Raw genomic sequence first — 20,557 nt, forward strand, 5'->3', positions numbered from 1 at the left:
ACCATAGATCCAGTGTGGGAGCGAGCTTGCTCGCGATGGCTGCCTGACAGACGCTACAAAACCACCCCGCTGCGACGCAATTCAGCTATCCGTTCAACACTAAACCCCAACTCCCCCAACACCTGATCGGAATGCGCCCCCAGCCCCGCGCCCATATGCCGAGGCTCGGGCAGCCCTTGTGAAAATTTCAACGGACAAGCCATCTGCGCCTGGCTGGAACCATCGCCCCGGGGCACTTGGGTCACCACCTGCCTGGCCTGCAGTTGTGGATGCCTGAGGGCTTCGTCCAGGCTCAGCACTGGCTCGACGCAGGCATCAATCCCGGAAAACAAGCGGCAAAGCTCAGCGAAGTCATGCTTCTCGAACTCGGCTTGCAGAGCCTCCTTGAGCGCGTGTTGCTGCTCGGGTTGGGGCGACAACCCCTGGGCCGCCAGTTCCGGTCGCCCCAACGCCCCGCACAGCGCCTGCATGAAAGCTGGTTCCAGGCTGCCCACCGACATCCAGCGCCCGTCCCGGGTGCGGTAATAGTCATAGAAGCTGCCACCGTTGAGCATCTGGTTTTCCCAACCCGGTTCCACACCGCAGGCCAGGTAACCGGCACCGGCCATGGCGTTCAGGCTGAACACACAGTCAGTCATGCTCACGTCCAGGTGCTGGCCCTGCCCGGTTTGCTGGCGGGCAATCACCGCCGCCAACAGCCCGATCACCCCGTGCAGTGAACCGCCGGCAATGTCCGCTGCCTGGATCCCCAGCGGCACCGGGCCGCTGTCGGCACGGCCGGTGTGGCTGGCCAGTCCCGCCAGGGCCAGATAATTGATGTCGTGACCGGCGCGGTCCTTGTAGGGTCCGGTCTGGCCGTAGCCGGTGATCGACACGTAGATCAGCCGGGGATTGATCGCCCTCAAGGCCTCATACCCCAAACCCAGCCGCGCCATCACACCGGGACGGAACTGTTCCAGCAGAATGTCGTAGTCTCCCAGCAATTGCTCGATCACCTCCAGCGCCGCCGGCTGTTTGAGGTCCAACGCGAGGCTGCGCTTGTTGCGATTGAGGTAGGCATGACTGGCCGAGACACCCTGGTCATGGGGCGGCAAAAACCGCAACAGGTCCGGGCGGCTCGGCGACTCGATGCGCAACACCTCAGCGCCCATGTCCGCCAGTAACAGCGAGGCAAACGGGCCTGGCAGCAGGGTCGAGAAGTCCAGAACCTTGAGCGATGCCAGTGGGCCTTGCATGGGGGATCTCCAGTGACTGATGGCTGAAAGACTAGGCAGGGGTTGGCGACGGGGCAATCACTGGATTTGTCACTTTGCATGACGATTGTGCTCAGCCCCCCGTGGCGAGGGAGCTTGCTCCCGCTGGGTTGCGCAGCAACCCCAAGATGTATCTACCACCACAGTGCTTCAGATAGAAGGCAGGGGTCTGCTGCGCAGCCCAGCGGGAGCAAGCTCCCTCGCCACAGAAGCCGCCTGGACTGAAGGATGCTTTCAATAAAAAACCCGCCGAAGCGGGTTTTTCATTGCAGCTTGAAGATTACTTCACAGCGCCTGGAGCAGAGGTCTCAGCCGCTGCAATCTGCGCCGCCGCGATCTGCTCGTCATCTTCACGAACGTCGGAGATACCACGACCACCGGAAGCCAGTTCGGTTTGCAACTGGTCTTCATCGAGCTCGTTGACCCACTTGGCAACCACGATCGTGGCCACAGCGTTGCCCACCAGGTTGGTCAGGGCGCGGGCTTCGGACATGAAGCGGTCGATACCCAGGATCAGCGCCAGACCGGCCACTGGCAAGGTACCCACGGCCGACAGGGTGGCCGCCAGGACGATGAAGCCGCTACCGGTCACGCCAGCAGCACCTTTGGACGACAGCAGCAGCACCAGCAGCAGGGTGATCTGGTGAGTCAGGTCCATCGGGGTGTCGGTGGCCTGGGCGATGAACACCGCTGCCATGGTCAGGTAGATCGAAGTACCGTCGAGGTTGAACGAATAACCAGTTGGGATCACCAGGCCTACGACAGACTTCTTGGCACCCAGGCGCTCCATCTTGATCAGCATGCGTGGCAGGGCCGATTCCGACGAGGAGGTGCCCAGCACGATCAGCAGTTCTTCACGGATGTAGCGGATCAGCTTGACGACGCTGAAACCGTGGGCGCGGCAGATGGCACCCAACACCACCAGCACGAACACCACGCAGGTGATGTAGAAGCAGATCATCAACTGGCCCAGTTGCACCAGCGAACCGACACCATAGGCGCCGATGGTGAACGCCATGGCACCGAAGGCACCGATGGGCGCCAGCTTCATGATCATGTTGATGATGATGAACATCACGTGGGCGAAGCGATCGATGAAGTCCAGCACCGGCTTGCCGTAGGCACCCAGGCGATGCAGGGCGAAACCGAAGAGCACCGAGAACATCAACACTTGCAGGATGTCGCCGTTGGCGAACGCACCGACAATGGTGTTCGGGATCACGTTGAGCACGAAGGCAATGATGCTCTGGTCTTTACTGGCGCTGATGAAGCCGGCGATCTTGCTGGTGTCCAGAGTCGATACGTCAATGTGCATGCCGGCGCCCGGTTGCACGATGTTGACCACCACCAGACCGATCAGCAGGGCGATGGTGGAGACAATTTCGAAGTAGAGCAGCGCGTAGCCACCGGTCTTGCCGACCGACTTCATGTTCTGCATGCCGCCGATACCGCTGACGACGGTACAGAAGATGATCGGGGCAATGACCATCTTGATCAGTTTGATGAACCCGTCACCGAATGGTTTGAGGGCAACACCGGTCTGCGGGTAGAAGTGGCCGAGCAAAATGCCGATGGCAATGGCTACGATCACCTGGAAATACAGGGATTTGTACAGTGGCTGACGAGTCGTCATGGCAAACCTTCCTCAAGCGTCCCGTGTGACAACATCCACCTGTTGTCTACGGCACCTCATTTTGCGAACCCTCCTGCACTGGAGGGATTTGTTTTTGTCGGCTGCACGCTGCAGACCTGCGTGCTGTATCGCAAGGCGCGTGCCATTTTCCAGAAACCTCCTACAGGCCTTAATGCAGAAGGGCTCTGGCATTACTCATGGTTAAACACGGGCATGGAAGGTGGCGGATTTCCGCCCGTGGCGAGTTTCTCGTTCCGGAATTTGGCGGATATCCGCCTTGTCGAGTCCCCGTGCCCTGCTACCATCGCCCGCTTAACGGACGGACATCTGCCATGCGCCAACGCACGATCGCCAGTCACTTCGCCCGCGCAGCCTTGGGCGGCGCACGTCGGCAAGGATTCGACTATTTTCCTCTGCTGCAACAGCTGGGCATCAGCCCTGAGCTGCTGGATGAACCGCGCGCGCGAATTGCGCCGGAACAGTTCACCCGTCTGTTACAGGCGTTGTGGCAAAACCTGGGCGACGAATACCTGGGGTTCGGCCTGGCCCCGAGCAAACCCGGGACCTTCGCGATGATGTGTCACGCACTGATCCACTGCCCGACCCTGGGCAAGGCGCTTCAACGCGGCCTGTTGTTCTACAGCCTGTTCCCCGACGCCCCAAGCCTGACCCTGGAGGCTGACGGCGAGCGGGTGCGACTGGTGCTGAACGACTCGACGCTACGGGACCCGGATCACTTCCTGAGTGAAAGCCTGCTGGTGGTCTGGCATCGCCTCGCCAGTTGGTTGATCGGCCAGCGGATCGGCCTGGAACAGGCGACCTTCGGTTACGCCAAGCCAGCCCACGGCGCCGAATACGATTTGCTGTTTCCCTGTCCGCTGGTGTTCGAAGCGCCCAGCAGCAGCCTGCTGTTTCACAGCCGCTACCTGAATATGCCGCTGCTGCAGGACGAACGAACCCTCAAGCACTTCCTCGAACGCTCCCCCGCCGACCTGCTGTCGCGACCCGACGATGGCCACAGCCTGAGCAGTCAGCTGCGCCGCCTGCTCAGCCGCGACACCGCACGCTGGCCCGACCTGGAAGCCGCGGCCGCCCACCTGCACATCAGTCCCCAGACGTTGCGCCGGCATTTGCGCGAGGAAGACACCAGCTTCCAGGAACTCAAGGATCAGCTGCGGCGGGATATCGCCATCTATCATCTGGGGCGCGCGGATTTGTCGTTGCAGCAGATTGCCGAGCAGTTGGGGTTCTCGGAGCCGTCGGCGTTTCACCGGGCGTTCAAGAAGTGGACGGGGGTGACGCCGGGGGCTTACAGGGAGTTGGAGAACTGATTTCTTGATTGGTTTTTTGTGCTGTGCTGACGGGCCTCATCGCGAGCAAGCTCGCTCCCACAGGGATTTGTGAGCGCCGAAAATCCAATGTGGGAGCGAGCTTGCTCGCGATGAGACCCGCAAACACACCGAGAACATCCCAGTCACACCACCGGAAAATGAATCCGAAACGCCGCCCCACCCAGCTCTGAATCCCCCAGGGTCAACCGCGCGCCATAGCTCTCGATGATGTCCTTGACCACCGCCAGGCCAATGCCCTGCCCTGGATGCTGGCGATCGAGCCGCTCGCCCCGCTGGAGAATCCGCGCACGTTGGTCCGGTGGCACGCCCGGCCCGTCGTCCTCAATGCACAACTCCGTGCCGCCAAGGGTCTGATGCACGCTGACGCGCACCTCCCCCAGGCAAAGCCGATAAGCATTTTCCAGCAGGTTGCCGAGCATTTCCAGCAAGGCGCCCTGTTCGATCGGCACCTGGCAGTGCTCCGGCAGATCGAAACCGACATTCACCCGTTTGTCGCGATAGACCTTGTCCAGGGTGTCACACAGGCTTTGCAGCACCGGGCGCAAGGGCACCTGATGACGCACCAGCCCGCTTTTGCGCAGGCTGGCGCGCTGCAGCTGGTAGCCGATCTGCTGGCTCATGCGTTCGATCTGGGTTTGCAGCACCCAGGCCTGTCCACGGTCCTCGTGACGCCTGGCCATGTCCTCGCTGACTCCCTGCAACACCGCCAGGGGGGTTTTCAGACTGTGGGCCAGGTCATCCAAGGAGTCGCGGTAACGGCTGCGCTGCTCACGTTCGCTGTACAGCAAGCGGTTGAGGGAACCGGTCAAACGCAACAGTTCGCGGGGATGCTCGGTACTGAGGCTTTCCCGGGTCCCGCTTTCGATTTCGTCCAACTCCTGGCTCAACCGTCGCAGCGCCCGCAGGCCCCAGGTCAGGCCGATCCACAACAGGGCCAGCAACACCGCCAAGGCGGCGCCAAAGCCCAGGTAGAGATTGTCCCGCAGGCCCTGCAGGGTCACCTCGTAGTCGCGAACCGGTTGCAGGGTGACGATGCTGAACGCCGCGCTCTGGCCGCCGAGCAACTTGATCTCGACGTCATAGACAAAAAACTCCTGGCCATTGTTTTCGCGGATACGCGCGAACTGATTGCCCTGACCGTCATAGCGCGGCGTGTAATTGATGTTCTCTTCCTGGGTGGCCTTCGACCGCCAGACCAACCGGCCTTCGCGATCATAGATGTACCCCAGCAAGCGGGCATCGGCGAGGTTGAAGCGCTCATCGGGCAACTGCGCGGGCATCTTCAGTCGGTTGTTTTCCACCCGGGCAGCGGAAATCAGCGTGGTCACGTCCGAAGCCAGGCGTTGCTCGATGGATTCCTGCAAAGCCAGGCTGAACGCGCCTTGCATGGCCGGCAACAGCGCTAGCATGAACAACACCGCCAGGGTCATGGCGGCCAGCATCAACCGCAGCCGTAGCGAACGAATCACTGGCAGCGCTCATTGAACAGGTAGCCCAGGCCCCGCACGGTGTCGATCGGTTTGAAGCCCGCCGGGGCTTCCAGTTTGCGGCGCAGGCGCCCTACCAACACTTCGATGACATTGGGATCTCGCTCGTCGTCATCGGGGTAAAGCTGCTCCATCAAGCGATCCTTGGCCACCACTTGCTGGTGATGGCGCATCAGGTATTCGAGGATGCGGTATTCGTAGGCGGTCAACGCCAGGGGCTCGTCACCCAGGGAGGCCTGCTTGCGGTTGAGATCGAGCAACAACGGACCGGCCACGATGGTCGACTGGGTGAAGCCGCTGGAGCGACGCAACAAGGCGTTCAGCCGGGCCTCCAGCTCTTCGAACTGAAACGGCTTGACCACGTAGTCATCGGCCCCGGCGGCCAAGCCTTCGACCTTGTCCTGCCAGTTGCCACGGGCGGTCAGAATCAGGATCGGAAACGTCTTGTCCTGCGAGCGCAACCGGCGGATCAGTTCCAGCCCGCTGATGCCCGGCAAACCCAGGTCGATCACCGCCAGGTCATGGTTGAATTCCCGGACCTGGTACAAGGCCTCCTCGGCATTGGCCACGGCCTGTACCACATGCCCGCTGTCGGTGAGACGGGTTTGCAGGTGATGACGCAACAACGCTTCGTCTTCGACGACCAGTAATTTCATGGAGCCTTTCTCCAGGCAATCAAACAATCCAGTGCGGCGCGCCCCAACGAAAGACGCCGGATCGTCTTGGTCCGATCCGGCTGGACGCCCTCATCCTTGGCCGCTTAGAACGTGTAGTTGGCGGACAGGTAAGTCTGGGCGCTGCTGGTCAGGTCCAACGAGCCGACCTTGGCGCCACCGGGTGGGCTCATCTCGGTGCTGGCGTTGCTGCGCAGGTAACGGTAACCCAGTTCCACCGAGGTGTTTTGCGAAATTTGTTGCAGGACACCGCCCTGCAAGCCCACCGCATAGCCGATGTCGCTGTCGCGGCTGAAGCCAGGGGAATCCTGGGTCAGCTTGGTCAGGCCCGCCGTGCCACCACCGAACAGTTTGGTGCTGCTGGTGACCGGAAGGAACACATCGTAGCTGCCCAGCAGGTTTTCCTGGCGCAACTTGATGCCGTTGTGGGTCCCTGAGACGTTGTCGTAGGTGGCGTAGTAGCGGCCCTGGTCGTTTTGCTTGCCCAGTCGCACGCCATACGTGGTGTCCTTGCCGATGATGCCGTCGGCGTTCGGGTGGTTCAGGTTATCGTTCAGGGCATCGGATTTCTTGACCTTGTCGCTGGTCTGGCCAAGGGTCAGGCTGGCGAAGTTGTCGTCGGCGTGGGCCATGGCGGTGGCGCCCAACACGGTGAATGCCAACAGCAGTTTTTTCATGGTAGTCATGATCAAGTTCCTTTGAAGCGTGGATGATGTGTGAAGTCGAAGCCACGTTAACCAGCGGTCCCTGAACACCCCTTGAACGTTCTCTGAACCTGCGCTGAATGAATCGGCTAATCTGAGCGGACCACTTTTTAAGGAGATCCGTCATGCGCAGGTTGCTTGCTGTTTTTCTTCTGGCGCTCAGCGGTGCGAGCCACGCCGCCATCCAGACCCAGGAAATCCCCTACACCACTGCCGACGGCACCAAGCTGATCGGCTACTACGCCTACGATGACGCCGTCAAAGGCCCGCGACCGGGCGTGGTGGTGGTGCATGAGTGGTGGGGGCTGAACGACTATGCCAAGCGCCGCGCCCGTGACCTCGCCGGCCTGGGCTACAGCGCCCTGGCCATCGATATGTATGGCGACGGCAAGAACACCGAGCACCCCAAGGACGCCATGGCGTTCATGCAGGCAGCGCTCAAGGACGGCAAGGCGGCCAGCGCACGTTTCCAGGCCGGGCTCGACTTGCTGAGGAAACAACCCCAGACCGACCCCGACAAAATCGCCGCCATCGGTTACTGCTTCGGCGGCAAGGTAGTGCTCGACGCGGCGCGCCAGGGTGTACCGCTGGCCGGCGTGGTGAGTTTCCACGGCGCACTGGTAACCAACACCCCGGCCACGCCCGGCAGCGTCAAGGCCAAGATTCTCGTGGAGCACGGAGCGCTGGACAGTATGGTCACCGAGGACAACGTCACTGCGTTCAAAAGTGAAATGGACAAGGCCGGTGCCGACTACAAGTTCGTCAGCCTGAAAGACGCCAAGCACGGCTTCAGCAACCCGGACGCCGACCGCCTGAGCCACGGTGAACATGGCGGGCCGGATATTGGCTACAACAAAAAAGCCGATGAAAAGTCTTGGGCGGATATGCAGAAGTTCTTCAAGAAAATCTTTGGCTGACTTTCAGCCGGAACATTCCCTGTGGCGAGGGAGCTTGCTCCCGCTGGGCTGCGCAGCAGCCCCAACAGCAGCGACGCGTTCAACCTGAGACACCGAGCTGTCAGGTTCAGGACTGCTTCGCAGCCCAGCGGGAGCAAGCTCCCTCGCCACAAAAGCCCTCTCCCGTCTATCCATGAAGCGCGCCCCACTACCCAGCCTCAAGCCAACCCGGCAAAATGCCGGGCATGAACGCACTCCCCGACCTCCCCGCCTGCTGCACGCCTCTGGATGATCGATGGCTGTTGCCCGAAGCCCTGTCCGATACAGTGCTGCTGAGCACCTGCTTTGATCCACTGCTGCTGACCGGCAATGACTTCCCCCACAGCGCTATCGAGCCCCCGGCGAGCATCCAGCGGTCGGTGGCCAAGCGTCAGGCTGAATTCCTCGCCGGGCGGATCTGCGCCCGGGCGGCACTGCGCCAGTTGGATGGCCAGACCTGCGTGCCGGCCATCGGCGAGGATCGCGCCCCGGTGTGGCCGGCCCATGTCAGCGGCTCGATCACCCACAGCACCGGCCGGGCAGCGGCCATCGTCGCCCACAAAGACCACTGGCGCGGGCTGGGCATGGACCTGGAAAACCTGCTCGACGCCGAACGCGCCGAGCGCCTGGCCGGTGAAATCCTCACGCCGCCGGAGCTGCTGCGCATGGCAACGCTTGCGCATGACGACCGGGCCTTGCTGGTCACCCTGACCTTTTCAGTGAAGGAAAGCCTGTTCAAGGCCCTGTACCCAATCGTTGGCCAACGCTTTTATTTCGAGCATGCCGAAGTGCTGGAATGGACACACGGCGGACAGGTGCGGCTGCGGCTGCTGACGGACTTGTCGGCCGAGTGGCGTCATGGCAGCGAACTGCAGGCGCAGTTTGGGGTGAAGGATGGGCAGTTATTGAGTTTGGTGGGGATCAAGGCCTGAGGCGGGCGGCGTTTGTGAGGCCTTCATCGCGAGCTCGCTCCCACATTTGGAATGCATTCCACCCTGTGGGAGCGAGCTTGCTCGCGATGGCGGCGATAAAGGCACGACACCTCTCAAGACCTATCCTGATGCCTCGGCCAACTCAAGCTGAAACAAGCCCCACCCAGGCTTTTGCTCTTGCCGACCAGCGCCCGGCCGTCATGCCAGTGGATGATCCGCCGCACGATCGATAGCCCCAAGCCATGACCGCCCGAAGCACGGGCGCGACTGTCGTCCAGGCGCAGAAAAGGCTTGAACACCCGCTCCCACGCCGCCTCCGGCACGCCGGGCCCGTCGTCTTCCACGTCCACCCGACAACGCAACTGGCCCACCTGGTAGCTGACCGTCACCCGGGAGCTGGCGTGACGCATGGCATTGCCCACCAGATTCTGCAGGGCACGGTGCAGAAATCGCGGCTCGGCCTCGACCCAGGCGCCATCACAGTCGGCGGCCGACAGGCATAGACCGCGCTCGACCGTGATTCCGGCTCGCAACGGTCCCAGCTCATCGATCACCTGATTGACCAGCGCATCCAGATCCACCCGCTGGAAATTCAACGCCGGAGAACCCTGTTCCAGCCGCGCGTAGGTCAGCATCTCGTCCACCAGCCGGTCCAGGTCCTCGATGTCATGGTCCATGCCCGCCAGGTATTTGTCCCGGGCCTGGGCTGTGGTGGCGCTGCCGAGCATTTCCAGGCCGAAACGCAGGCGCGCCACAGGGGTACGCAATTCGTGGGACACCGCCCGCACCAGCTCACGCTGGATCGCCAACAGTTGCTGCAAATGCTCGGCCATGCCGTTGAACGCGGCGGCCAGTCGCCCCACCGAGTCGGCTCCCCGGGCCGGTACCCGGGTTTCCAGGCTCCCCTGGGCGATTTGCGTAGCGGCTGATTCCAGGCCACGCAAACGCCGCTCCAACTGGCGCACCAACAGGTAGACGATCAAGCCGATCAGGCTCAGCCCCAGCGCCGCGATCAGCACCAACCATTGCGGCGGATAGGGGTTCATTTGATACAGCGGGCCGATCTCCAGCACCCACGGCGTGCCGACCATGCCGGCGAACACCCGGATCGAATCGCCGCCCTTGCCCAGCGCCATCACCGTGTCGCCCTCGGATACCCGGCGGCGCTGGTCTTCGTCCATGTCCGCCTGGACCACGGGCATCAGTTGCAGGTCAAACCCGAAGCCTTTCTCCTGCTTGAGTTGTGCCAGCCGTTCGGGCTGTTCGCCCACCGGGTAACGCACCAACTCGTCGACCAGCAGATAAATGGTCGCCCGGGCCAGTTGTTCACTGATCTGCTGGACCTCTCCCACCAGCATCAACTGTTCGCCATCGCTGACCAGCCGATAGACCTTCGCCGCATGGGGCCCGGTCTGTTCCACCAGCGCCTGGCCGCGCAGCACGCGCGTGCGTTGGCCGAGGTCCAGGTCGGTCTGGGAGAACGTCTGCAAGACCAGGGGAATGCCCAGCAGACGCTCCCACACGGCCAATGCCCGCCGACGCTCGGTGTCGTTCATCGGACGCAGGTTGTCGGCCATCAAGGAAAAGGTGCCGTGGGCCAGGCGTTCGCGATATTGGTCGCTACGGGTCTGGTTGAGCAGATGCAGGGCCAACACGCCGAGCACCGCCACCAGCACCAGGGCCGCACACATGCCGCCATAAATGCGCAGGAAGATCGAGTTCACGGCGCGGTATCTACACAAGCTTCGGGAACGAACAGGTAGCCTTTGCTGCGGATGGTCTTGATCAGCCGTGGATGGTCCGGGTCGTCGCCGATCTTGGGGCGAATGCGTGAGATGCGCACATCGATGGAGCGGTCCTGGCCGTCATAGCCGATGCCGCGCAAGGCGGTGAAGATTTCTTCCCGGGACAGGATGCGTCCGGCATTGGCCACCAGCAGCCACAGCAAGTCGAATTCGGCGCTGGTCAGCTCGATGCCGTTGCCCTGCAGCCAGGCTTCGCGCAAGGCGTTGTCCACCACCAACGGGCCGAACTCCAGGCGCCGCTGCTTTTGCGGCGCGGACGGTTCGGGCTCGCTGCGCCGCAGCAGGGCCTGGATGCGCGCCAGGAGCAAACGCGGGCGAACCGGTTTGCACACGTAATCGTCGGCGCCCAGATCCAGGCCCTGGATCTGATCGGTGTCGTCGGTGCGGGCGGTGAGCATCAGGATCGGTCCGTCGAAATGCTCGCGCACTTTGCGGCAGATGCTCAGGCCGTCTTCGCCGGGCAGCATCAGGTCGAGGATCACCAGGTCCGGCTGCTCGGCAATGATCCGCGCCGCCGCCACGGCGCCGTTGCCTTCGATGGCGACGCGCAGCCCGTTGCTTTCGAGGTATTCCCGGGTCAGCTCGGCCAGACGCTGGTCATCTTCGACGATCAATACCTGCCAGGCTTCTTGCTCCATGGGGGCCTCGTTTTGTTGTGAATATAAAGGACCGGATGGCCACAACCCTTGCAGAAGGATCACTACCCCGTGGCGAGGGAGCTTGCTCCCGCTGGGCTGCGAAGCAGCCCCTGCTTTTTGCGATTGCTGCGCAATCGAGCGGGAGCAAGCTCCCTCGCCACAACAGTGTTCACTCCAGAGATTCGAATACAGCCCCCCTCTTTTTGTCATATCAAAGGAGGATAAACATGCCCATGCACCGGCCGATTGTATAAACGTCGCCCCCATAGAAAACAAGCGGACAAATGCGTTCGGTCGGGTGGATTTTGTGTGGTAACGTCCGCGCCCGCAAAAACCACCAGGCTATTTTCAGATCGTCGAAAACGGTGAAAAAAGGTTCGCTCCAGCTAGGTCGCGGCCTACAGCGCCGTTCCATGTTTCGCACACAAATTACGCACAGGCTTATCCACAGGTAGTACGTTGCAATCATCCCCCAAAACGCATTATCTTGTAGCCCGCCGCGTAAAAAACCCTACATGTAGGGTTTTCGGCCAAAAACCAAACACAAGTTGGACAGAGAATTCAAGCGTTTTTCGTGCTTCTGTTCACCTGAAACACCGCATTTCCCCAAGCCCAGACCGCCCTAGCGGATGGCAGCTGTTTCAAGGTCGAAAACGACCAAAACGGTACGGGTGTTGCAGTCCATTGCCTGCCACCCCAGAACTTCGGATGGAAGCGGTATTAAACGCCTGCTTCCTACTGTCCCGAAGTTGTTATGCCCGGCGCCAGCCGGTTGTAGTGCTTCAGGACGGAACGGTGGGCACCGTAATGGCGCCCAAACAAACATAGAGAACGTGGAGACACCCATGCACACCGACACAACTCGCGAGAACCCGCAGGGCACCGCGCCGCTGGCCGCCGATTCGAACCCGGATCTGTCCGCCACCGCGCCGGGCCAACTGCGTGTGATCAAGCGTAACGGCACTGTCGTTCCTTACACCGATGACAAGATCACCGTCGCCATCACCAAAGCGTTTCTCGCAGTTGAAGGCGGCACCGCTGCCGCTTCGTCGCGAATCCACGACACCGTCGCCCGCCTGACCGAACAGGTCACCGCGACCTTCAAGCGTCGCATGCCATCGGGCGGCACCATCCACATCGAAGAAATCCAGGACCAGGTCGAACTGGCCCTGATGCGTGCCGGCGAGCAGAAAGTGGCCCGCGACTACGTGATCTACCGTGACTCCCGGGCCAAGGAACGCGCCATCCGCACCCCGGCCGACGCACCGGTCCAGGCTCACCCGTCGATCCGCATTGCCCGCGCCGACGGCAGCCTCGCGCCGCTGGACATGGGCCGCCTGAACACCATCGTCACCGAGGCCTGCGAAGGCCTGGAAGAAGTCGACGGCGACTTGATCCAGCGCGAAACCCTGAAGAACCTCTATGACGGCGTCGCCCTCAAGGACGTCAACACCGCGCTGGTGATGACCGCGCGGACCCTGGTGGAACGCGAGCCAAACTACTCCTTCGTGACCGCCCGCCTGCTGATGGACACCCTGCGTGCCGAAGGCCTGAGCTTCCTGGAAGTCGCCGAAAGCGCGACCCACCACGAAATGGTCGACCTGTACGCCAAGGCGTTGCCGGCCTACATCGCCAAGGGTATCGAATACGAATTGCTGAACCCGGTCCTGGCCTCCTTCGACCTGGAAAAACTCGGCAAGGCGATCAACCACGAGCGCGACCAGCAGTTCACCTACCTGGGCCTGCAAACCCTGTACGACCGTTACTTCATCCACAAGGACGGTATCCGCTTCGAACTGCCGCAGATCTTCTTCATGCGCGTGGCCATGGGCCTGGCGATCGAAGAGAAGCAACGCGAAGACCGCGCCATCGAGTTCTACAACCTGTTGTCGTCCTTCGACTACATGGCCTCGACCCCGACTCTGTTCAACGCCGGCACCCTGCGTCCACAGCTGTCGAGCTGCTACCTGACCACCGTGCCGGACGACCTGTCGGGCATCTACGGCGCGATCCACGACAACGCCATGCTGTCGAAATTCGCCGGCGGCCTGGGTAACGACTGGACACCGGTTCGCGCGCTGGGCTCGTACATCAAGGGCACCAACGGCAAATCCCAGGGCGTCGTGCCATTCCTCAAAGTGGTCAACGACACCGCGGTCGCGGTCAACCAGGGCGGCAAGCGCAAAGGCGCGGTCTGTGCGTACCTGGAAACCTGGCACATGGACATCGAAGAGTTCATCGAGCTGCGCAAGAACACCGGTGATGACCGTCGTCGCACCCACGACATGAACACCGCCAACTGGATCCCTGACCTGTTCATGAAGCGTGTCTTCGACGACGGCAAGTGGACCCTGTTCTCGCCGTCCGAAGTGCCAGACCTGCACGACCTGACCGGCAAGGCTTTCGAAGAGCGCTACGAGTACTACGAAGCCCTGACCGAGTACAACAAGATCAAGCTGTTCAAAGTCGTCCAGGCCAAAGACCTGTGGCGCAAGATGCTGTCGATGCTGTTCGAGACCGGCCACCCATGGCTGACCTTCAAGGACCCATGCAACCTGCGCAGCCCGCAGCAGCACGTGGGCGTAGTCCACAGCTCGAACCTGTGCACCGAGATCACCTTGAACACCAACAAGGACGAGATCGCCGTTTGCAACCTGGGCTCGATCAACCTGCCGAACCACATCAAGGACGGCAAGCTCGACACCGCCAAGCTGCAACGCACCGTGAACACCGCCGTGCGCATGCTCGACAACGTGATCGACATCAACTACTACTCGGTACCACAGGCGAAGAACTCCAACTTCAAGCACCGTCCGGTCGGCCTGGGCATCATGGGCTTCCAGGACGCGCTGTACCTGCAGCACATCCCGTACGGTTCCGATGCTGCGGTCGAGTTCGCCGACAAGTCCATGGAAGCGGTCAGCTACTACGCGATCCAGGCGTCCTGCGACCTGGCCGACGAGCGCGGCGCCTACGAGACGTTCCAGGGTTCGCTGTGGTCCAAAGGCGTCCTGCCGCTGGATTCGCAACAGATCCTGATCGCCCAGCGCGGCCAGAAGTACATTGACGTTGACCTGAACGAATCCCTGGACTGGGCACCGGTTCGCGCCCGTGTGCAGAAAGGCATCCGTAACTCCAACATCATGGCCATCGCACCGACCGCCACCATCGCCAACATCACGGGCGTGTCGCAGTCGATCGAACCGACCTACCAGAACCTGTATGTGAAATCGAACCTGTCGGGCGAATTCACCGTGATCAACCCGTACCTGGTTCGCGACCTCAAGGCTCGCGGCCTGTGGGACTCGGTCATGATCAACGACCTGAAGTACTACGACGGTTCGGTGCAGCAGATCGAGCGCATCCCGCAAGAACTCAAGGAGCTCTACGCCACCGCGTTCGAAGTGGACACCAAGTGGATCGTCGACGCCGCCAGCCGTCGCCAGAAGTGGATCGACCAGGCTCAGTCGCTGAACCTGTACATCGCCGGCGCCTCGGGCAAGAAGCTGGACGTGACCTACCGCATGGCCTGGTACCGTGGCCTGAAAACCACCTACTACCTCCGTGCCCTGGCCGCCACCAGCACCGAGAAGTCGACCATCAACACCGGCAAGCTGAACGCTGTTTCCAGCGGCGGCAACCACGGTGACGATTCGGTCCTGGCGGCTCCAGCGGGTCCGGCGCCAGTGCCAAAAGCCTGCGCGATTGACGAGCCGGATTGCGAAGCTTGCCAATAAGCTGAGTGGGTGGGCGTGTAAAGACGCCTGCTGAAGAAGCCCCCGATAGACCGCTGGTTTATCGGGGGTTTTCTTTTGCCTGTAATAAACGTAGCGCTTTGCTTGGCCTCATCGCGAGCAGGCTCGCTCCCACCTTTTGAGCTGCGTATACAGGATCCTGTGGGAGCGAGCTTGCTCGCGACGAGGCCGGAACAGGCACGACAAAACCTTCGCCCATGAAAAAGCCCCTCTTGCGAGGGGCTCCTTGTGCAGCGTCAAGCAACCGTCGACATCAAGCCATCTGAATGATGGTCTGCATGATGGTGCTCTGGGTGGAGATGGTCTTGGCGTTCGCCTGGTAGTTGCTCTGGGCCTTGATCAGCTCGACCAGTTCGTTGGTCAGGTTGACGTTGGACTCTTCCAGGGAGTTGGAGACGATCGAACCCAGGGTGCCGGTTTCCGGGGCATCGTAGCCCGGGATGCCCGAGGCGAAGGTTTCCTTCCAGCTGGTGCCGCCTATCGGCTGCAGGCCTTGCTCGTTGGTGAAGCTGGCGAGCGCAAGCTGGCCGATCGGCTTGGTCTGGTTGTTGCTGAAGTTGGCCAGCAAGACACCGCTGCCGTCGATGGTCAGGTTGGTGATCTGGCCGGTGGCGTAACCGTTCTGGGCGGGAATCGACCGCGCGGTGTCGGCGTTGAATTGGGTGGTATTGCCCATCGAGATCGTGATGGTTGGCGCGCTCGCGGCGCCGTTGGCGGCCCATACGCCGTTGGTTACGGTGCCTGGCACCCAGCCGGTCAGTACCAAATCGCTGCTGGTGGACGCCGGAGGGGTGGTGACCGAGGCTAACTTGCCGCTCGAATCGAAGTTCATGGTCGAAGGAATCGGCGCAGTCGCGCCTGTCGTAGTCGGCAAACTACCGTCCAGGTTACGACCATCGATCAAGGTGTAGACATTCCAGGTATTACCGGCAGTCTTGACCATGTACTGGTCCATGGAATGCTGGTTGCCCTGGGTGTCGTAGACCGGGGTGGTGAACTGCTTGGTAAAGGTGGCCGTATCAGTCGGGTTGAACGCTGCTGTGATCGCCGTCGCCGTCGAGTTCAGGTTGATCGTCGACGAAATCAGGCTGGTCGCACTCGGCGGCAGGTTGGAGGTGTCGATGCGCAGGTCGGTCAGGATCCCGTTCTGGATCTTGCCGTTGGCATCCACGCCATAGCCCTGCAGACGCGCAGTACCATCACTGTTGGTGACGTAACCTTCCTTGTCAGTCTTGAAGGTACCGGCACGGGTGTAGCTCAAGGAACCGTCGTTGCTCAGGACAAAGAAGCCGGAGCCCTGGATACCCATGTCCAGCACGTTGCCGGTGTTGTTGACGTCACCCTGGCTGAACTGCTGGGAAACGTTGGCCAGGCGTACGCCGTTACCAACGGTCTTGCTGCCCGAACCCAGCTTGGTGGCCGAGTAGACGTCTTCGAATTCCGCGCGGGACGATTTGAAACCGGTGGTCGCCACGTTGGCGATGTTGTTGCCGGTCACGTCCAGCTGTTTGTTGGCTGCATAGAGACCGCTAAGGCCGATATTGAAAGACATATTGCACTCCTTTTTGCCGGGTTAGTCGGCTCTACATACCAATAGTTTGTACTTTGGACAGGGCAATGCTGCCCAGCCCGGCGAGGTTGAGCATCAGCTCGCCCCCTGTCTGACTGATCGTCACACTGCTGACGGTGGCCGGCAGGTTGGTGATCAGCGATGTCGCCTTGCCGTCAATCGTGGTCGAGGCAGCGAATGTGTAAGTGCCCGACTCGACCGTCGTGCCCGCGTCGTTCTTGCCGTCCCAGATGAAAGCGGAATTGCCGGCGTTCTGGCTGCCCAAGTCGATGGTGCGAACGGTCTTGCCGTCCTTGTCCACGATCTTGACCGCTACGGAGGACACTGATGTCGGTACGATGACCGTGCCGTTGAGGCTCTTGGAGGTATCGACCACGGCTTTGTCGCCTGGGGCGATGACCGAGCGACCTACCAGTGACGAGGCCTGCAAGGCCTGGGACGAGTTGTAGTTGCCGGCGATACCGCTCACGGTCTCGTTGAGGGTGGTGATGCCTTCCAGGCTGCTGAACTGCGCCAGCTGGGCCACGAACTCGCCGTTATCCTGCGGCTCCAGCGGGTTCTGGTTTTTCAGCTGGGTAACGAGCAATTGCAAGAACGCATCCTTGCCCAGCTCCTTTTTTCCGCTCGCCGCCCCCGTCACCGTGGCCAGGCTGTCGGAGGTGGTGTTGGTCTTGACCGAGGAGTTGGCCAGAACCTCGTTGAGGCTCAAACCGCTGGTAGTGTTGGTAACGCTCATGTGACTCGCCCCTTATCACTGACCGAGGGTCAGGACCTTCTGCATCATGGTTTTGGCGGTGTTCATCATCTCGACGTTGGTCTGGAACGAACGACTGGCGGAAATCATGTCGGCCATTTCTTCGACGACGTTGACGTTCGGGTAGTAGACGTAGCCCTTGGCGTCAGCGGCCGGATGGTTCGGCTCGTAACGTGCGTCGAGGTTGCTCTGGTCTTCGACCACGCCGAGTACCTGTACACCCTGGCCAGCGGCGTCCTGGTCCTGGAACAACGAGTCGCTGCCACCGGTCTGCCCGCCCTGGTACATGGTGGCAAACACCGGGTGGCGGGCACGGTAGGTCTGGTCGATGCTCGACGAAACGGTCTCGGCGTTGGCGATGTTACTGGCGACGGTGTTCAGGCGAGTGGTCTGGGCACTCATGGCACTGCCGGCAATGTTGAATACGCTCGCGATCGACATGGCTTACTCTCCGCGCAGGGCCGATACCAGCCCTTTGAACTTGCTGTTGAGCAGGGTGAAGCTGGCCTGGAAGTTCACGGAGTTTTCCGCGTAGTTGGACTGTTCCAGTTGAGCGTCCACAGTGTTCTGGTCGATCGAGGGCTGCATCGGCGTGCGATACATCAGCGATTCGTCGCCACTGCCCAGGCCTTCGGCTTCGATATGACGGCTGTTGGTCATGTTCAGGGCGAAGTGGCCGTTCTTGGTCTTCTCGCTTTGCTCGGCGAGCACTTTGGAGAAGTCCAGGTCCCGAGCCTTGTAGTTCGGGGTATCGGCGTTGGCGATGTTGTTGGCCAGGACTTCGGCACGCTGGGCGCGGAAGCTCAGGGCCTGTTCGTGGATACCGAGCGCTTTATCGAAGCTGATGCTCATGTCGGAAACCTTTGGGTGACCAGAATTTACGTACGATGAACTTAGCAAGCGGCGTGCCACTTTGAAAAACCCCGTAAACCGGGGCTTTGCGGGCATCGGCAACGCGGCAATGCCAGAAAAGCGGCAATCGGCTTCCGCTGGCTGCCGCTTTTCTGCCGCTTGTGTGGGACAAATGCCACTCCACTGTGGGAGCGAGCTTGCTCGCGATGGCGGTGTGTCAGCTTGCATTGATGTTGCAGGTGCCTGCGCTATCGCGAGCAAGCTCGCTCCCACATTTGATTGGGGGAATCTGGATAAAAAGCACGCCAAAAAAAAACGGGAGCCCCTGAGGACTCCCGTTTTTTGACAACCTCTGCGAATCACTTCGCCTGATAGATGATCCCCGGACTGCACTGGACCATCTGGTAATGATCCGGCAAACCGTTCAACGCCTCGGAGGCACCAAGGAACAGGTAGCCGCCAGGCTTGAGGGTGCTGTGGATACGCAGCAGGATGTCTTTCTTCACCTCGGCGGAAAAGTAGATCAGCACGTTGCGGCAGAAGACGATGTCGAACTTGCCCAGGCTGGCATAGCTGTCCAGCAGGTTGAACGAGCGGAATTCCACACGGCTCTTGATCGGTGCCTTGACCACCCAGCGTCCCGGCCCTTTCGGATCGAAGTAACGTTGCAGACGATCAGGCGACAAGCCGCGGCCGATGGCCAGGCTGTCGTACTCGCCGGTCTTGCAGTTATTGAGCATGGTTCCGGACAGGTCGGTGGCGACGATTTGCACGCCGCCTTTCAACTGGCCGATGTTGGTCCGCTCGAACTCGTCGATGCTCATCGACAGCGAATAGGGTTCCTGCCCCGAGGAACAGGCCGCCGACCAGATCCGCAGGCGTTGACCCGGGCTAGCCTTGATGGCCGCCGGCAACACTCTGTTCTTCAACACCTCGAACGGATAGGTGTCACGAAACCACAAGGTTTCGTTGGTGGTCATGGCGTCCACCACCATCTCGCGCAGACCGCTGCGCGGCTGGGTCTGGATACGCTGCACCAGTTCGCCCAACGATTTAAGGCCCTGTTGCTCCATCAATTTATTGAGACGGCTCGACACCAGGTATTGCTTGTTTTCACCAAGCAAAATGCCACAGGCTTTTTCCAGGAAGACCCGGAACTGTTCGAAATCCAAATTACCCGTAGACAAAATACCGCCTCTTTCATTGTGTTGACTTGCCGGGCGCACAGCGCGCCCGACCTTTATTCTGCTGCCTTGATCCGGTCGACGACCCGGGAAGCCAAGTCATCGGGCCGGAACTTGGCCAGGAAATCATCGGCACCGACCTTCTTGACCATCGCCTGGTTGAAAACCCCCGACAATGAAGTGTGCAAGATGATATGCAATTTCTGCATACGCGGGTCGCTGCGGATTTCCGAGGTCAGGGTATACCCGTCCATCTCCGGCATCTCGATGTCGGAGATCATCATCAGGAACTCCTCTTCCGGCTTCTTGCCTTCATCGGCCATCGCGCGCAGGTAATCCAGCGCCTGCCGTCCATCGTTCAGTGCAACCACTTCGACGCCGATCGTCTGTAGACACCGGGTGACCTGCTTACGTGCCACCGAAGAATCATCGACGGTCAGTACCCGCAGCGAAATCGCCTTGTGCTGGGTTTCAGCATCCACCACCCCCACGGAAATCGTCTCCGTGGTCGGCGCCACTTCGGCGAGGATTTTCTCCACGTCGATGATTTCCACCAACTGGTTATCGACCCGGGTCACCGCCGTCAGGTAGTGATCGCGACCAGTGCCCTTGGGAGGTGGATGGATCTCTTCCCAGTTCATGTTGACGATCCGCTCCACCGAGCGAACCAGGAAACCCTGGGTCTTGGTGTTGTACTCGGTGATGATCACGAACGGATTGCTCTGGTCCAGCAGTCGACCGGAACCGGTCGCCATGGCCAGGTCGAGGATCGGGATAGTCGCCCCCCGGATATTCGCTACGCCGCACACGACGGGATTGGACTTGGGCATCAGGGTCAGCTTAGGACATTGCAGCACCTCGCGGACCTTGAATACGTTAATTCCATACAATTGCTGCCCATCGAGACGGAACAGCAACAGCTCCAGGCGATTCTGACCGACCAGCTGTGTACGCTGGTTTACCGAGTCCATTACTCCCGCCATGCCCTGACTCCTACCTAACGCTAATGTGTCCGACGCGCATTCATCA

General features: G+C 60.9%; 17 protein-coding genes. 4 read left to right on the forward strand and 13 right to left on the reverse strand.

Annotated features, from left to right (window positions below; all coding sequences use genetic code 11):
• Positions 1-53: 53 nt before the first annotated feature.
• Together QNH97_RS21505 and QNH97_RS21510 are read right to left on the reverse strand one after the other, a co-directional pair.
• Positions 54-1,235 carry a CaiB/BaiF CoA transferase family protein gene (locus QNH97_RS21505; RefSeq protein ID WP_283553812.1) on the reverse strand — a complete coding sequence of 394 codons (1,182 nt, stop codon included), beginning with the start codon at positions 1,233-1,235 and terminating at the stop codon, positions 54-56.
• A 298-nt stretch (positions 1,236-1,533) separates the two neighbouring features.
• The gene (locus QNH97_RS21510) at positions 1,534-2,886 is read right to left on the reverse strand and encodes a dicarboxylate/amino acid:cation symporter (protein WP_283553813.1); all 1,353 of its coding nucleotides are present in this window, start codon (positions 2,884-2,886) and stop codon (positions 1,534-1,536) included.
• Positions 2,887-3,218: 332 nt separating this feature from the next.
• On the opposite strand from QNH97_RS21510, the gene QNH97_RS21515 reads away from it, so the two are divergent.
• Entirely contained in the window at positions 3,219-4,217 is a 999-nt protein-coding gene (locus QNH97_RS21515) for an AraC family transcriptional regulator (RefSeq protein ID WP_283553814.1), read from the forward strand.
• A 143-nt stretch (positions 4,218-4,360) separates the two neighbouring features.
• Here QNH97_RS21515 and QNH97_RS21520 read toward each other — a convergent pair whose 3' ends face one another.
• From QNH97_RS21520 to QNH97_RS21530, 3 genes are all read right to left on the reverse strand, one after another.
• Complete coding sequence (locus tag QNH97_RS21520) at positions 4,361-5,707, reverse strand: ATP-binding protein (protein ID WP_283553815.1); 1,347 nt, start codon at positions 5,705-5,707, stop codon at positions 4,361-4,363.
• Complete coding sequence (locus QNH97_RS21525; protein ID WP_025215075.1) at positions 5,704-6,381, reverse strand: response regulator; 678 nt, start codon at positions 6,379-6,381, stop codon at positions 5,704-5,706. The genes QNH97_RS21520 and QNH97_RS21525 overlap by 4 nt, the downstream gene beginning before the upstream one ends.
• 104 nt (positions 6,382-6,485) lie before the next feature.
• The gene (locus tag QNH97_RS21530; protein WP_283553816.1) at positions 6,486-7,085 is read right to left on the reverse strand and encodes a hypothetical protein; all 600 of its coding nucleotides are present in this window, start codon (positions 7,083-7,085) and stop codon (positions 6,486-6,488) included.
• A 143-nt stretch (positions 7,086-7,228) separates the two neighbouring features.
• Here QNH97_RS21530 and QNH97_RS21535 point away from each other — a divergent pair, with 143 nt between their 5' ends.
• Positions 7,229-8,020 carry a dienelactone hydrolase family protein gene (locus tag QNH97_RS21535; protein WP_283553817.1) on the forward strand — a complete coding sequence of 264 codons (792 nt, stop codon included), beginning with the start codon at positions 7,229-7,231 and terminating at the stop codon, positions 8,018-8,020.
• Positions 8,021-8,244: 224 nt separating this feature from the next.
• Complete coding sequence (locus tag QNH97_RS21540) at positions 8,245-8,970, forward strand: 4'-phosphopantetheinyl transferase family protein (RefSeq protein WP_283553818.1); 726 nt, start codon at positions 8,245-8,247, stop codon at positions 8,968-8,970.
• A gap of 113 nt (positions 8,971-9,083) precedes the next feature.
• Here the strand turns inward: QNH97_RS21540 and QNH97_RS21545 are convergent, their stop codons facing one another.
• A complete protein-coding gene (locus QNH97_RS21545) occupies positions 9,084-10,694 on the reverse strand; it encodes an ATP-binding protein (protein WP_283553819.1) in 1,611 nt (536 codons plus the stop codon).
• Positions 10,691-11,413 carry a response regulator gene (locus tag QNH97_RS21550; RefSeq protein ID WP_283553820.1) on the reverse strand — a complete coding sequence of 241 codons (723 nt, stop codon included), beginning with the start codon at positions 11,411-11,413 and terminating at the stop codon, positions 10,691-10,693. The genes QNH97_RS21545 and QNH97_RS21550 overlap by 4 nt, the downstream gene beginning before the upstream one ends.
• 845 nt (positions 11,414-12,258) lie before the next feature.
• Here QNH97_RS21550 and QNH97_RS21555 point away from each other — a divergent pair.
• Complete coding sequence (locus tag QNH97_RS21555; protein WP_283553821.1) at positions 12,259-15,150, forward strand: ribonucleoside-diphosphate reductase subunit alpha; 2,892 nt, start codon at positions 12,259-12,261, stop codon at positions 15,148-15,150.
• A 271-nt stretch (positions 15,151-15,421) separates the two neighbouring features.
• Here QNH97_RS21555 and flgE read toward each other — a convergent pair whose 3' ends face one another.
• The 6 genes from flgE to QNH97_RS21585 all read right to left on the reverse strand — a co-directional run bounded on the left by flgE (position 15,422) and on the right by QNH97_RS21585 (position 20,511).
• Complete coding sequence (gene flgE, locus QNH97_RS21560) at positions 15,422-16,720, reverse strand: flagellar hook protein FlgE (protein ID WP_283553822.1); 1,299 nt, start codon at positions 16,718-16,720, stop codon at positions 15,422-15,424.
• Positions 16,721-16,751: 31 nt separating this feature from the next.
• Positions 16,752-17,474, reverse strand: coding sequence for a flagellar hook assembly protein FlgD (gene flgD, locus QNH97_RS21565; RefSeq protein WP_283553823.1), 723 nt, complete (start codon positions 17,472-17,474; stop codon positions 16,752-16,754).
• Between the two features lie 15 nt (positions 17,475-17,489).
• A complete protein-coding gene (flgC, locus tag QNH97_RS21570; RefSeq protein WP_283553824.1) occupies positions 17,490-17,933 on the reverse strand; it encodes a flagellar basal body rod protein FlgC in 444 nt (147 codons plus the stop codon).
• A gap of 3 nt (positions 17,934-17,936) precedes the next feature.
• Positions 17,937-18,344, reverse strand: coding sequence for a flagellar basal body rod protein FlgB (gene flgB / locus QNH97_RS21575; protein ID WP_283553825.1), 408 nt, complete (start codon positions 18,342-18,344; stop codon positions 17,937-17,939).
• Positions 18,345-18,703: 359 nt separating this feature from the next.
• Positions 18,704-19,531 carry a CheR family methyltransferase gene (gene cheR, locus QNH97_RS21580; protein ID WP_214915348.1) on the reverse strand — a complete coding sequence of 276 codons (828 nt, stop codon included), beginning with the start codon at positions 19,529-19,531 and terminating at the stop codon, positions 18,704-18,706.
• A 53-nt stretch (positions 19,532-19,584) separates the two neighbouring features.
• Complete coding sequence (locus QNH97_RS21585) at positions 19,585-20,511, reverse strand: chemotaxis protein CheV (RefSeq protein WP_283553826.1); 927 nt, start codon at positions 20,509-20,511, stop codon at positions 19,585-19,587.
• Positions 20,512-20,557: the final 46 nt, after the last annotated feature.

Source organism: Pseudomonas sp. G2-4 (genome assembly GCF_030064125.1).
Classification (GTDB): Bacteria; Pseudomonadota; Gammaproteobacteria; order Pseudomonadales; family Pseudomonadaceae; genus Aquipseudomonas.